The organism is Microcella sp. (genome assembly GCF_046296455.1).
Lineage (GTDB): Bacteria > Actinomycetota > Actinomycetes > Actinomycetales > Microbacteriaceae > Microcella.
Genome location: NZ_JBKBLF010000004.1, coordinates 1 through 13,845 on the forward strand (window position 1 = coordinate 1; position 13,845 = coordinate 13,845).

Annotated in this window: 16 protein-coding genes; all 16 read left to right on the forward strand. The window is 72.7% G+C overall.

The features are described from left to right. Positions 1-1,689, forward strand: a 1,689-nt coding sequence (locus ACK4HH_RS03110; RefSeq protein ID WP_409648205.1) for a primosomal protein N', incomplete at its 5' end; no start/stop codon positions are given. 49 nt (positions 1,690-1,738) lie between these two features. Continuing rightward, a complete protein-coding gene (gene fmt, locus ACK4HH_RS03115; protein WP_409648441.1) occupies positions 1,739-2,656 on the forward strand; it encodes a methionyl-tRNA formyltransferase in 918 nt (305 codons plus the stop codon). Continuing rightward, on the forward strand, positions 2,653-4,056 hold the full coding sequence (locus ACK4HH_RS03120) for an RsmB/NOP family class I SAM-dependent RNA methyltransferase (RefSeq protein ID WP_409648207.1): 1,404 nt from the start codon (positions 2,653-2,655) through the stop codon (positions 4,054-4,056). Before fmt ends, ACK4HH_RS03120 begins: the two co-directional genes overlap by 4 nt. 41 nt (positions 4,057-4,097) lie before the next feature. Next, positions 4,098-4,778: a ribulose-phosphate 3-epimerase gene (gene rpe, locus ACK4HH_RS03125; RefSeq protein ID WP_409648208.1), complete on the forward strand. Its 681-nt coding sequence runs from the start codon at positions 4,098-4,100 to the stop codon at positions 4,776-4,778. A gap of 12 nt (positions 4,779-4,790) precedes the next feature. Beyond that, entirely contained in the window at positions 4,791-5,159 is a 369-nt protein-coding gene (locus tag ACK4HH_RS03130; RefSeq protein WP_409648209.1) for an FKBP-type peptidyl-prolyl cis-trans isomerase, read from the forward strand. 39 nt (positions 5,160-5,198) lie between these two features. After that, on the forward strand, positions 5,199-5,462 hold the full coding sequence (locus ACK4HH_RS03135) for a phosphoribosyl-ATP diphosphatase (RefSeq protein ID WP_409648210.1): 264 nt from the start codon (positions 5,199-5,201) through the stop codon (positions 5,460-5,462). Positions 5,463-5,510: 48 nt separating this feature from the next. Beyond that, entirely contained in the window at positions 5,511-6,350 is an 840-nt protein-coding gene (hisG, locus tag ACK4HH_RS03140; RefSeq protein WP_409648211.1) for an ATP phosphoribosyltransferase, read from the forward strand. Further along, positions 6,350-7,111: an imidazole glycerol phosphate synthase subunit HisF gene (gene hisF / locus ACK4HH_RS03145; protein WP_409648212.1), complete on the forward strand. Its 762-nt coding sequence runs from the start codon at positions 6,350-6,352 to the stop codon at positions 7,109-7,111. The genes hisG and hisF overlap by 1 nt, the downstream gene beginning before the upstream one ends. Then, positions 7,108-7,470 (forward strand): phosphoribosyl-AMP cyclohydrolase, encoded by a 363-nt coding sequence (gene hisI / locus ACK4HH_RS03150; protein WP_409648213.1) that lies wholly within the window; start codon positions 7,108-7,110, stop codon positions 7,468-7,470. The genes hisF and hisI overlap by 4 nt, the downstream gene beginning before the upstream one ends. Beyond that, positions 7,467-8,987 carry an anthranilate synthase component I gene (locus tag ACK4HH_RS03155; RefSeq protein ID WP_409648214.1) on the forward strand — a complete coding sequence of 507 codons (1,521 nt, stop codon included), beginning with the start codon at positions 7,467-7,469 and terminating at the stop codon, positions 8,985-8,987. Before hisI ends, ACK4HH_RS03155 begins: the two co-directional genes overlap by 4 nt. Next, a complete protein-coding gene (locus ACK4HH_RS03160; RefSeq protein ID WP_409648215.1) occupies positions 8,984-9,613 on the forward strand; it encodes a Trp biosynthesis-associated membrane protein in 630 nt (209 codons plus the stop codon). Before ACK4HH_RS03155 ends, ACK4HH_RS03160 begins: the two co-directional genes overlap by 4 nt. A 33-nt stretch (positions 9,614-9,646) precedes the next feature. Next, positions 9,647-9,880, forward strand: a complete 234-nt coding sequence (locus ACK4HH_RS03165; RefSeq protein ID WP_409648216.1) for a DUF6704 family protein — start codon at positions 9,647-9,649, stop codon at positions 9,878-9,880. Then, on the forward strand, positions 9,881-10,657 hold the full coding sequence (trpC, locus tag ACK4HH_RS03170; RefSeq protein ID WP_409648217.1) for an indole-3-glycerol phosphate synthase TrpC: 777 nt from the start codon (positions 9,881-9,883) through the stop codon (positions 10,655-10,657). Beyond that, entirely contained in the window at positions 10,654-11,871 is a 1,218-nt protein-coding gene (trpB, locus tag ACK4HH_RS03175) for a tryptophan synthase subunit beta (RefSeq protein ID WP_409648219.1), read from the forward strand. Before trpC ends, trpB begins: the two co-directional genes overlap by 4 nt. Then, positions 11,868-12,650, forward strand: a complete 783-nt coding sequence (gene trpA, locus ACK4HH_RS03180) for a tryptophan synthase subunit alpha (RefSeq protein WP_409648220.1) — start codon at positions 11,868-11,870, stop codon at positions 12,648-12,650. Before trpB ends, trpA begins: the two co-directional genes overlap by 4 nt. Positions 12,651-12,702: 52 nt before the next feature. After that, positions 12,703-13,719, forward strand: coding sequence for a prolipoprotein diacylglyceryl transferase (gene lgt / locus ACK4HH_RS03185; protein WP_409648221.1), 1,017 nt, complete (start codon positions 12,703-12,705; stop codon positions 13,717-13,719). Positions 13,720-13,845: the final 126 nt, after the last annotated feature.

The window sequence follows — 13,845 nt, forward strand, 5'->3', positions numbered from 1 at the left end:
GACTCGGCCGCCGCGGCCGCGGCGCGCGACCGCACGCGGCCGGCCACCCCGGCGATCACCGGCTACCCGGCCGAGGCCCTCGCGGCGCTCCTCCCGGCGGCGGGCGAGCCGCTCGACGCGGTCGGCACCGCCGAGACGCACCCGGCCCGTCGTGTCGCCCTCACGGCCATCCCCGCGCCGGTCGAGCTCGTCGACGGAACCTGGGTGCCGGCCGCGATGCGCACGCTCGCCGAGCTCGCCGCCGCCACCCTGGCCGCGGGCCGCAGCGCCATCATCAGCGTGCCCGACTACCGCGACCTCGACCACCTCGCGACCTGCCTGGCGGCCCTCGTGCCGGGCGACGACGTCGCGCGCATCGACGCTGCGCAGCCGGCGGCCGACCGCTATCGGGCCTTCCTGCGCACACTCGAACCCCGTGCCGTCATCGTCATCGGCAACCGCTCGGCGCTGCTCGCGCCCGCGCCCGCGCTGGGGCTCGTCGCCCTGTGGGACGACGGCGACGACCTGCATGTCGAGCCCCATGCGCCGGGCATCCACAGCCGCGACCTCGCGCTGCTGCGGCAGGAAGATGCGGGATGCGCGCTCGTGCTCGCTGCCCACGCCCGCAGCACCGACGTGCAGCGTCTCGTCGAGCTCGGCTGGATGACGACGGTCGAGCCGGCGGGGCGCTGGCGGCGGCGCATCACGCCGACCGCGCATCAGACGGCCCCCGACGCGGCCGCTGCGCGCGCGCGCATCCCGACGAGCGCGTGGCGCGCGGTCGGCGATGCCCTGCACCGCGGTCCGGTGCTCGTGCAGGTCGCCCGACCGGGCTACTCGCCGCGCCTCGCGTGCGCCGAATGCGGCGAGACGGCGCGCTGCACGGCCTGCCGCGGCCCGCTCGGCATCGCGCGCGCGGGCGCCGCCGCCTCGTGCCGCTGGTGCGGCGCGCTCGCGGTCGGGTGGCGCTGCTCCACTTGCGAGGGCGATCGGTGGCGCACGATCGGGCAGGGCTCGGTGCGCACGGCCGACGAGCTCGGGCGGGCCTTCCCCGGCGCTCGCGTCGTCGTCTCCGACGGCACGACGCCGCTGCAGTCCGCACCGAGCGGGCGCACGCTCGTCGTCGCGACGCGCGGGGCCGAACCGCTCGTGGCGGGCGGGTATCGCGCGGTGCTGCTGCTCGACGGCGAGGGCATGCTCGCGCGCGAGAGCCTGCGCGTCGTCGAAGATTGCGTGCGGTGGTGGTGCAACGCGGCCGCGCTCGCGGCCCCCGATGCCCCCGTGCTGCTCGTGGGCGTCGGCGGCACGGTCGCGACCGCGCTCGCCACCGGCAGTCCCGAGCGCATCGCCGCCGCCGAGCTCGCCGACCGGCGCACCCTGCGATTCCCTCCCGCCGTGCGCGTCGCGGCGCTCGCGGGCACCCCCGAGGCCGTCGCGCGCGCCACGGCCCAGCTCGACGAGATTGACGGCGTCGACGTGCTCGGGCCCATCGAGCTCGACGAGGGCCGGGTGCGAGCCATCGCGCGGCTCGACTACGCTCGCGGCGCCGAGGTCGCGGCGGTGCTCAAGGCCGAGCTCGTGCGCGGAGCCACCGCGCGATCGCCGCGCGTGCCGGGAGCCCCGCCTCGGCGCCGCGTGCCCGCGCTGCGGGTGCGGTTCGACGACTCCGAGCCGTTCGACGACCCGACCGGCCGGGCGCCCGGCTCGTGAGCCGGTCGAGCGGGGTGCGGGCATCCGGTTGAATGGGGGTATGCCCGCGTTGCGACTCGTCGTGGCCGGCAGCCCCGCGGCTGCCGTGCCGAGCCTGACGACCCTCGCGGCGAGCGAGCACGAGATCGTGCGGGTCATCACCCGGCCGGCCACGCCGCAGGGCCGCAAGCGCCTGCTGACCCCCACCCCGGTCGCGCTCGAGGCGCAGCGGCTGGGCGTGCCTGTGCTCGAGGCGCGACGACTCGGCGAGATCGAGCACGAGCTGCATCCGCTCTCGGTCGACCTCGGTGTCATCGTGGCCTACGGCGCGCTCGTGCGGCCACCGCTGCTGTCGTGGCCCCGGCTGGGCTGGATCAACCTGCACTTTTCGCTGCTGCCGCGCTGGCGGGGCGCCGCACCGGTTCAGCACGCCATCATCGCGGGAGACAGCGAGACCGGCGCGACGGTGTTCCAGCTGACCGAGGGCCTCGACGAAGGGGACTGGTACGCGCGGCTCGTCACGCCGATCGGCGCCCAACGCACCGCGGGCTCACTGCTCGACGAGCTCAGTCGCACGGGTGCCGCGCTCGTGAGCGAGGTCGTCGACGCCCTCGCGGCGGGCACGGCGAACGCGCGGCCGCAGCGGGGCGTGGTGACCCTCGCCCCCAAGCTCACGCGCGACGACGCCGCGGTGCGCTGGGCCGAGCCGGTCGAGGCCGTTTACGCGCGCGTCCGCGGCGTCACCCCCGAGCCGGGAGCGTTCACCCGCTGGGGCGACCAGGTCATCAAGATCCACGAAGCGGCGATCGCGCGGGATACCGCGCCGATCCCCGCGGGAACGATGCTGCGGGCGGCGGGCCGAGTGCTCGTCGGCACAGCGACGCGGCCGCTCGAGCTGCTACGCGTGCAGCCGGCCGGCAAGCAGCCGATGTCCGCTGCCGATTGGGCCCGGGGCCTGCCGGTCGACAGCGAGCCGGTCTTCGCGTGACGCAGCGACCGCAGTCCCCGGGCGCGCAGGTGCGCGCGCGCACGAGCGCGACCCCGCGACAGGTGGCCTTCGACGTGCTGCGCGCGGTCGCCGATGACGATGCCTACGCCAACCTGCTGCTGCCGACGCGCCTGCGGCGCGCGCGGCTGAGCGGTGCCGATGCGGCCTTCGCGACCGAGCTCACGTACGGCACCCTGCGCCGCCGCGGCCACTACGACCTGGTCATCGCGCACGCCGCGGGCCGAGCGATCGAGGCGATCGACGCTGTCGCCCTCGACGTGCTGCGTCTCGGTGCGCACCAGCTGCTGGGCATGAGCACGCCCGCGCACGCCGCGGTCGGCGAGACCGTCGAGCTCACGCGCCGCGCCCGCGCCGCGCGCACGACCGGGTTCGTCAACGCCGTGCTGCGCACGATCGCGCGCGACGACGACGCGGTGTGGACGCAGCGGCTGCTCGAGGGCGTGACCGACCCCGACGAGCGCGCCGGTATCGCCCACGCGCATCCCGCCTGGCTCGTGCACGCACTGAGGGCCGCGCTCGAGCGCGAGGGCCGCGGCGGCGAGCTCGACGACCTGCTCGTCGCGAACAACGCGGCACCGCGCGTCACGCTGACGGCACTGCCGGGGCTGAGCGAGGCCGAGGCGCTCGGAGACCGCACGCCCTACTCGCCCGTGGGTGCCCGCTCGGCGGCGGGCGACCCGGCCGGGCACCCCCTCGTCGCCTCGGGGGCCGCGCGAGTGCAAGACGAGGGCTCGCAGCTCGCCGCGCTCGCACTGTCGCGCGCACGTCCCGCGCAGGCGGGCGAGCGGTGGCTCGACCTGTGCGCGGGCCCGGGGGGCAAGGCGGCCCTGCTCGCGGCCGAGGCCCGCGCGGCCGGAGCCGTGCTGACGGCCAACGAGGTCGTTCCCGCGCGCGCCGAGCTCGTGCGGCGTGCCCTGCGCGCGGTCGACCCCGCGGTCGAGGTGCGCGTCGGCGACGGCCGCGCGATCGGCGATCTCGAACCCGAGACCTACGACCGCATCCTGCTCGATGCCCCCTGCACGGGGTTGGGCGCCCTGCGCCGCCGCCCCGAGGCGCGCTGGCGCAAGACCGCCGCCGACGTGGCGCCGCTCGCCGCGCTGCAGGGTCAGCTGCTGCGCAGCGCGCTCGCGGCGCTGCGGCCCGGGGGAGTGCTCGCCTACGTCACGTGCTCGCCGCACCCCGATGAGACGACGGCGATCGTGGATGCCCTCCTCGCCGAGTACTCCACCGAGGTCGCTCCGCTCGACGCCCGGGCCGTGCTGGCCGGCATCGCCCGCACCCCCCTCGACCTCGGCGGGCTCGCCCACGGGGCCGCGCAGCTCTGGCCGCACCGGCATGGAACCGATGCGATGTTCATCCAGCTGCTGACACGACGCTGAGCCCCGAGCATCCATCGCAGCCGCCTCGCTACGCTGGCGACGTGACCGTGCGCATCAACCCGAGCATCCTGTCGGCCGACTTCGTCAACCTGCAGCGCGATGTCGAGCGCATCGCGAGCGCCGATCTCGTGCACGTCGACGTCATGGACAACCATTTCGTGCCGAATCTGACGTTCGGCCCGCAGATGGTCGGGAGGCTGCAGGCGATCGCGCCGATTCCGCTCGACGTGCACCTCATGATCAGCGACGCCGACCGCTGGGCGCCGGGCTACGCCGAGCTCGGCGCGTTCTCGGTGACGTTCCACGCCGAGGCGGCGAGCGATGTCGTCGAGACGGCGCGCGCGCTGCGCGAGCGCGGCAGCCGCGCCGGCCTCGCGGTCAAGCCCGGCACCGCCATCGAGCCGTACCTCGAGCTGCTGCCCGAGTTCGACCAGGTGCTCGTCATGACGGTCGAGCCCGGGTTCGGGGGCCAGTCGTTCATGGTCGAGACGATGCCGAAGCTGCGCACCCTGCGCGAGGCGGTCGACCGCCACGGGCTCGATGTGTGGCTGCAGGTCGACGGCGGGATCGCGCTCGACACGATCGGCATCGCGGCCGAGGCGGGGGCCGACACCTTCGTCGCGGGCTCGGCCGTGTACGGGCGCGACAGCGTCGAGGCGGCGATCGCCAAGCTGCGGGCCGCCGCCGAGGCGCACACGCACGGATCGCCCGGCCGGGTCTGATTGGATGGAGGCATGAGCCAGAACACGAAGCCCGAGATCGACTTCTTCGAGGGCCCCGCGCCCACCGACCTCGTCATCACCGACCTCGTCGTCGGCACGGGCGCCGAAGCCACCCCCGGCGCCACGGTCGACGTGCACTACGTCGGCGTCGAGTTCGAGACGGGCGAAGAGTTCGACGCCTCGTGGAACCGCGGATCGTCGATCAACTTCCCTCTCGGCAGCCTCATCGCGGGCTGGCAGAAGGGCATCCCCGGCATGAAGGTCGGCGGTCGGCGCCAGCTCGTGTGCCCGCCGCACCTCGCCTACGGCCCCGCCGGCGGCGGCCATCGACTGTCGGGCAAGACGCTCGTCTTCGTGATCGACTTGCTCGGCGTCTCCTAGTCGGCCGTGCTCTCGGCGCCGGGCCGGTAGCCTGGGCCGGTGAAGACTTTCGACGCGCTCTTCGATGAGCTGAGCGAGAAGGCGCGCCTGCGCCCCGAGGGCTCGGGCACCGTCGCGCAGCTCGATGCGGGCATCCATGCGATCGGCAAGAAGATCGTCGAGGAGGCCGCCGAGGTGTGGATGGCCGCCGAGTACGAGAGCGACGAGTCGACGGCCGAAGAGGTCTCGCAGCTGCTGTACCACCTCCAGGTGCTGCTCGTCGCGAAGGGCCTCACGCTCGACGACGTCTACAAGCACCTCTAGTCCACCCTCCGCCCGGCACGGGCGCTCCACCTTCGAAGAGACCAGACCATGCTGAGAATCGCGGTACCCAACAAGGGATCGCTCTCCGAGACCGCCGTCGAGATGCTCGTCGAGGCCGGCTACGCGGGGCGCCGCGATCCGCGCGCGCTCACCGTGAGCGACCCGCGCAACGGTGTCGAGTTCTTCTACCTGCGGCCGCGCGACATCGCCACCTACGTGGGTTCGGGCGCGCTCGACGTCGGCATCACCGGCCGTGACCTGCTGCTCGACTCGGGGTCGGCCGCCGTCGAGATTCAGCCGCTCGACTTCGGCGGCTCGACCTTCCGCTTCGCGGCGCCCCCCGGCACCGTCGCGGGGCTCAGCGACCTGGCGGGGCTGCGCATCGCCACGAGCTACCCGAAGCTCGTCGCCGACTTCCTCGCCCAGCACGGCGTCTCGGCGCAGATCGTTAAGCTCGACGGCGCGGTCGAGGTCTCGAACCGCTTGGGGGTGGCGGATGCGATCGCCGACGTCGTCGAGACCGGGTCGACCTTGCGCGCCCAGGGCCTCGAGATCGTCGGCCCCGTCATCCTCGAATCGACGGCCGTGCTCATCAGCGCGCAGCCCGAGCGCGCCGGCATCGCGACGCTGCAGCGCCGGTTGCAGGGCGTGCTCGTCGCCCGCCAGTACGTGCTCATCGATTACGACCTGCCGCGCGAGCTGCTCGAGAAGGCGCAGGCCATCACCCCCGGCCTCGAATCGCCCACGGTCTCACCGCTCGCCGATGGCTCGTGGGTCGCCGTGCGGGCCATGGTGCCGCGCGACGAGACGAACCACGTCATGGATGCGCTGTACGACCTCGGGGCCCGCGCGATCCTCGTCAGCTCGATCCACGCCGCGCGCATCTGATGGCCGTCTCCGTCCGGGTCATCCCCTGCCTCGACGTCGCCGCGGGCCGCGTGGTCAAGGGGGTCAACTTCCTCGACTTGCGCGACGCGGGCGATCCCATCGAGCTCGCGCGCACCTACTACGAGCAGGGTGCCGACGAGATCACCTTCCTCGACGTGAAGGCCACGGTCGACAATCGCGAGACGATGTTCGACCTCGTGCGGGCCACCGCCGAGCAGGTCTTCATCCCGCTCACCGTCGGCGGCGGTGTGCGCGCGGTCGACGACGTCGCCCGGCTGCTCGCGCACGGCGCCGACAAGATCGGCGTCAACAGTGCCGCCATCCGGCGCCCCGCGCTCATCGGCGAGATCGCCGACCGATTCGGCGCGCAGGTGTGCGTGCTCTCGCTCGACGTCACGCGCGACGCGGCAGCCCCGAGCGGCTTCGTCGTCACGACGCACGGCGGCCGCGAGCGCACCGAGATCGACGCCGTCGCATGGGCCCGCGAGTCGATCGAGCGCGGTGCGGGCGAGCTGCTCGTCAACTCGATCGATGCCGACGGCACCAAGATGGGGTTCGACCTCGAGTTGATCCGTGCCATCGCCGCGATCTCGAGCGTTCCGGTCATCGCTTCGGGGGGTGCCGGTGCGCTCGAGCACTTCGCGCCGGCGGTCGCCGCGGGGGCGCACGCCGTGCTCGCCGCGAGCGTGTTCCACAATGCCGAGCTCACCGTCGGCCAGGTCAAGGATGCGCTGCGCGCAGAGGGGATGAGCGTGCGATGAGCGAGCTCGACATCGATGCGGTGCTCGACCGGGTGCGGTTCGACGCGGGGGGCCTGCTGCCCGCCGTGATCCAGCAGCACGACTCGCGCGAGGTGCTCATGGTGGGCTGGATGGACGCGGAGGCGTTGCGCCGAACCCTCACCGAGGGTCGCGTGACGTTCTGGAGCCGCTCACGGCAGCAGTACTGGCGCAAGGGCGACACGAGCGGGCACGTGCAGCACGTGCGTGGTGCGGCGCTCGACTGCGATGGCGACACGCTTCTCGTGCAGGTCGACCAGGTGGGTGTCGCCTGCCACACGGGCGCGCGCTCGTGCTTCGACGTCGATCCGCTCGCTCCCGTGGTCGGGGCCGGCTCGTGAGCACGACGACGCGCGAGCAGTTCGCCCAGCAGCTTCGCGGGTCGCGGGTCGTGCCCGTCATCCGCACGCTGTTCGCCGACGCGCTCACCCCCGTCGGCCTCTACCGCTCGCTCGCCGAGGGCCGCACGGGCGGATTCCTGCTCGAGTCGGCCGAGCAGGGCGGCATCTGGTCGCGCTACTCGTTCGTCGGGGTGCGCTCGTTCGGGGTGCTGACCGAGCACGCGGGATCGGCCGTCTGGCTCGCCGGTTCGCTGGATGCCGAGCGCGCCTTCGGCGGACCGATGCCGTCGACGACCCTCGCCGCGCTCGACGCGCTCTACGCGCGCTGGCGCTCGCCCGAGGTGCCCGGCAATCCGCCGTTGACGGGCGGCCTCGTCGGGTTCATCGGCTGGGACGCCGTACGCCAGGTCGAGCATCTGCCCGATGCGCCGCCGAGCGACTTCCCCTGCCCCGAACTCGCCATGGCCTTCGTGAGCGAGCTCATCGTCATGGACCACCGCCAGGGCACCGTGTCGCTCATCGCGACGGCGCTCGGCGATGGCGTCGATGACGAGCAGTCGCTGTGGCTGGATGCCCAGCGCCGGCTCGACGCCCTCGAGTCGGCTCTCGCCGCCCCCGCCGAGCCCGGCATCGCCCGGATCGACCTCGATGCAGCCCCTCGGCCGCACCACCGGTCGACCCCCGCCGAGTTCCTCGCGGCCGTCGAGCGCTCGAAGCAGTTCATCCGCGACGGCGACGTCTTTCAGGTCGTCGTCGGCCAGCGGTTCGATCACGAGCTCACCGCGAGCCCCCTCGATGTCTACCGGGTGCTGCGAGCCCTCAACCCCTCGCCCTACATGTACGCGCTCGCCCTCGAGACCGCCGAAGGAGCGCCCTACGCGATCGTCGGTTCGTCGCCCGAGGCGCTCGTCAAAGTCACCGACGGTCGCGTGTACACGCACCCGATCGCGGGCTCCCGCCCGCGCGGCGAGACCCCCGAGCGCGACAGCGAGCTCGCCGACGAGCTGCTCGCCGACCGAAAAGAGCAGGCCGAGCACCTCATGCTCGTCGACCTCGGTCGCAACGACCTCTCGAAGGTCTGCCGCGCCGGCACGGTCGAGGTCACCGAGTTCATGCAGGTCGAGCGCTTCAGCCACATCATGCACCTCGTCTCGAGCGTCGAGGGCGACCTGCGCGACGACGTCACGCCCATCGACGTCTTCCGCGCGACCTTCCCGGCCGGAACGCTCAGCGGCGCCCCGAAGCCGCGGGCGCTGCAGATCATCGACGCGCTCGAGCCGGCGCGCCGCGGCGTGTACGGGGGAGTGGTCGGATACTTCGGATTCTCGGGCGATCTCGATCTCGCCATCGCCATCCGCACCGCCTACCTCGCAGACGGCGTCGCCCGCGTGCAGGCCGGCGCGGGGCTCGTGGCCGACTCGGTGCCCGAGACGGAGTTTCAAGAGACGCTCTCGAAGGCCGCGGCGCCCCTGCGCGCCGTCGCGATCGCGAACGCCCTACAGAAAGGCGCATCGTGACCGATCCCCGCGAGGCGTCGAGCGCGCCGGAGTCGCCGCGGGCGGGCTCGCGCCGCGTGCGGCTGCTGGCACTCGTGCTGCCGCTCGTGGTCGGCGCGACGGCGTTCCTCGCCTGGTCGCAGCCGTGGGTCGTCGTGACGCTCGCTGACGAGCGCGTCGTCATCGCGGCCGGGGATGTCGCGGCGCCCGCCGTGCCGCCTCTCGCGCTCGCGGCGCTCGCCCTCGTCGGCGCTCTCGCACTCGCCGGTCCCGTCTTCCGCGTCGTCCTGGGGCTGCTGCAAGCGCTGCTGGGCCTCGGCATCGCCGTCTCGGGCGTGCTCGCCGCGAGCGATCCCGTGGCTGCCGCCCGTGCTCGCATCACCGAGACGACGGGGGTCGCGGGCGAGACCGCGGTGGCCGGTCTCGTCGAGCAGGCCGCGCTCACCGTGTGGCCCGCGGTCGCGATCGCGGCTGGCGCGGCCGGGATCGTTGTGGGGCTGCTCATCGCGGCCACAGCATCCCGCTGGCCGCCCCGGTCGCGGCGCTACGATGCCGTGCGGCTCGCGCCGGCAGAGGGCTCGGGCCACGGCGCCCGACTCGACGCGTGGGACGCCCTGAGCGACGGCGACGACCCCACGGCACGGTAGACTCGCACTCAATCGACCGACCCCACAGGAGTGATGATGAACGCGCAGAACGACCCCGGCCACGGACACTCGCCCGCCGCCTGGACCGCCGTGACCATCATGCTCATCGGCTTCACGATCGGCACGGTCGCCTTCTTCTTCGAGCTCGCGTGGCTCGTCTGGGCGAGTGCCGCTCTCGTGCTCGTGGGCTGGATCATCGGCGGCGTCATGGCGAAGGCCGGCTACGGCGTCAAGGGCCCGAAGTACCTCCCGAAGGCGCACTCCTAGGTGCTCGGCGGCCTCGTCGCCGGCGCCCTCGACGACGCGGCCCGGCGCCGCACCCTGCGTCCGCTCGCCGAGGTCGAGCGCGCGGCACTCGCCATGCCGGCCGCGCTCGATGCGCGCTCCGCGCTGCAGCGCGGTGACCGCATCAAGGTCATCGCCGAGGTGAAGCGCGCGAGCCCCTCGCGCGGTGCTCTCGCGAGCATCCCCGACCCTGCCCTGCTGGCGCGGCAGTACGCCGAGGGCGGCGCGTCCGCGATCAGTGTGCTCACCGAGGAGCGCCGGTTCGGGGGCAGCCTCGCCGATCTCGACGCCGTGCGGGCCGCCGTGAGCATCCCCGTGCTGCGAAAGGACTTCATCGCCGAGCCGTACCAGGTGCTCGAGGCGCGCGCCGCGGGCGCGGATCTCGTGCTGCTTATCGTCGCCGCGCTCGACGATGCGATGCTGCGTTCGCTGCACGAGCTCATCATCGAGCTCGGCATGACGCCGCTCGTCGAGACCCACGACGCCGACGAGGTGCGTCGGGCCGTCGACCTCGGTGCAAGTGTCATCGGAGTCAACGCGCGCGACTTGAGCACGTTCGAGCTCGATCGCGACCTGTTCGGCCGGCTCGCGCCGAGCATCCCCGACGGCATCGTGCGCATCGCCGAGTCGGCGGTCAGCGGAGTCGCAGACGTCGAGCACTACCGTCGAGCAGGAGCCGATGTGGTGCTGGTCGGCGAAGCCCTGGTCACCGGTGGCGACCCCGTCGCCTCCCTCAACGAATTCCTGGCGGTCTCATGAACCTTCGCGAACAGGTCGGCCCCTACTTCGGCGAGTTTGGCGGGCGCTTCGTGCCCGAGTCGCTCATCGCCGCGCTCGACGAGCTCGATGCCGCGTATCAGGCGGCGAAGGCCGATCCGAGCTTCGCGGCCGAGCTCGCCGAGCTGCACCGCACCTACACCGGTCGGCCCTCGATCATCACCGAGGCCCGGCGGTTCGCCGAGCACGCGGGAGGCGCGCGCATCATCCTCAAGCGCGAAGACCTCAACCACACCGGCAGCCACAAGATCAACAACGTGCTCGGCCAGGCCCTGCTCGCCAAGCGCCTCGGCAAGTCGCGCATCATCGCCGAGACCGGGGCGGGGCAGCACGGCGTGGCGAGCGCCACGGCGGCCGCGCTCTTCGGACTCGAGTGCGTCGTCTACATGGGCGAGGTCGACACCGAGCGCCAGGCGCTCAACGTCGCGCGCATGAAGCTGCTCGGTGCCGAGGTCGTCCCCGTCACGGTCGGATCCCGCACGCTCAAAGACGCCATCAACGAGGCGCTGCGCGACTGGGTCGCGAACGTCGAGAACACCCACTACCTGCTCGGCACGGTCGCGGGCCCGCACCCGTTCCCGACGATGGTGCGCGACTTCCACTCGGTCATCGGCGTCGAGGCCCGCGAGCAGGTGCTCGCTCTCACCGGCCGTCTGCCCGACGCCGTCGTCGCGTGCGTCGGGGGCGGTAGCAACGCCATGGGCATCTTCCACGCCTTCCTCGACGACGCCTCGGTGCGCCTCGTCGGCAACGAGGCGGCGGGCGACGGCGTCGACACGATGTTCCACGCCGCGACGATCTCGAAGGGCCGTCCGGGCGTGCTGCACGGCGCCCGCAGCCTCATGCTGCAAGACGACGACGGTCAGACGATGGAGTCGCACTCGATCTCGGCCGGCCTCGACTACCCCGGCGTCGGCCCCGAGCACGCCTGGCTCGACTCGATCGGGCGTGCCGAGTACCGTCCGGTGACCGACGCCCAGGCGATGGATGCCCTGCGCCTGCTGAGCCGCACCGAGGGCATCATCCCCGCCATCGAGACGGCGCACGCCCTGCACGGTGCGATCGAGCTCGGCCGCGAGCTGGGGCCGGAAGGCATCGTGCTCGTCTCCCTGAGCGGCCGCGGCGACAAAGACATGGAGACCGCCGCGCGCTACTTCGGGCTGCTCGACGCCGCGGCGGCGGAGGCCTCGGCATGAGCACGGTCGCCGACACGATCCGCACCCGCAACGACGAGGCCTCCGGCGCGCTCATCGGGTACCTCCCCGTGGGCTTCCCGAGTCTCGATGCGAGCGTCGATGCCGCCGTCGCGCTCGTCGAGAACGGCGTCGACATCGTCGAGCTCGGGCTGCCCTATAGCGACCCCGTCATGGACGGCCTCACGATCCAGCGCGCGACGCAGACAGCGCTGCGCAACGGGTTCCGCCTGCGGCACGGTTTCGAGGCGGTCGAGCGCATCCGCGCGCGCGTCGACGCGCCGCTGCTCGTCATGACCTACTGGAACCCGGTCGTGCAGTACGGCGTCGAGCGCTTCGCCACCGATCTGCAGAACGCCGGGGGAGCGGGTCTCATCACGCCCGACCTCATCCCCGATGAGGCGGCCGAGTGGATGGCGGCCTCGAGCGAGCACGATCTCGACCGCGTGTTCCTCGCCGCGCCCTCGTCGAGCGACGCCCGCATGAAGCAGGCGGTCGAATCGAGCCGCGGGTTCGTCTACGCCGTGTCGACCATGGGCATCACGGGAGCCCGCGATGACGTCGACAAGGCGGCGCGCGGCGTCGTCTCACGCCTGCGCGAGGCCGGGTCGACGAGCGCGTGCGTCGGGCTCGGCATCTCGACCGCCGAGCAGGTCGCCGACGTGCTGAGCTACGCCGACGGAGCCATCGTCGGCTCGCGCCTCGTGGCCGCCCTCGAGCAGGGTGGCGTGGCCGAGGTGGCGAAGGTCGCGGGCGAGCTCGCCGCGGGAACGCGCCGCTAGGCTGTCTGCGGCCCCCCACCATGCCTGACCGCCTGTGAAAGGTTCTGACGACGTGATCCAGCCCCTCAGCATCCCGAGCCCGCCCCCCGAGTGGCAGGTGTTCAACCTCGGTCAGTGGCTGCGCGACATCGGGCTGACCTGGTTCAGCTTCGACGTCAACATCTACGCCTACGCCCTGTGCATCCTCGCGGGCATCGTCGCGGCGGTCATGCTCACCAACCGCCGGCTCTCGGCGCGCGGCGCCGAGCCGTGGATCACCCTCGACATCGCGCTCTTCGCGGTGCCCTTCGGCATCATCGGCGGGCGCATCTACCACGTGCTCACCCACCCCGACGACTACTTCTTCGAGGGTGCCGACCTGCTCAAGACCCTCTACATCTGGGAGGGCGGCATGGCGATCTTCGGAGCGCTCATCGGCGGCGCCCTGGGCGTGTGGATCGGCTGCCGCGTCACGGGCATCCGGTTCTGGAGCTTCGCCGACGCGCTCGCACCCGGGCTGCTGCTCGCGCAGGCCTTCGGGCGGCTCGGCAACTGGTTCAACCAAGAGCTGTTCGGCTTGCCCACCGACCTGCCGTGGGGCCTCGAGATCGACCGCCCGAACGACGCGATCCCGGTGGGTCTGCCCGCCGACGTGCTGTTCCACCCCACCTTCCTGTACGAGATCGTCTGGAACCTCGCGGGCGTCGCCGTCATGCTGCTGCTCGACAAGCGCCTCACCCTCCAGTGGGGCAAGCTGCTGGGCGTCTACCTCATCTGGTACGGCGCAGGACGCAGCGTGTTCGAGACGATCCGCCTCGACCCGAGCGAGCTGTTCCTGGGCATCCGCGTCAACGTGTGGGGCGCCTGGGTTGCGGTGCTCGTCGGCCTCATCATCATCATCGTGCAGTCGCGGCGCCACACGGGCCTCGAGCCCTCGCCGTACGTCGCGGGTCGGGAGTGGTCGCCCGAGGCTGGGGTAGACTCCGAAGACGTCTACACCGACTCCGACGACGAGAGCAATGACGCTGTCGTCGCCGCCGGTGCAACCGGTTCGACCGACGCCACAAGCGGGTCCGCCGCGAAGCCGTGACACACCCTACGACGCTCACCGAGCGCCGCAGGAGGTGAAGAGGATCGCCACCACACTCGATCCGGCATCTGCGGCGCACTCTGCGCGCGCATCCACCCTTCGGGCCAGCGACGTCCCACACGGTTC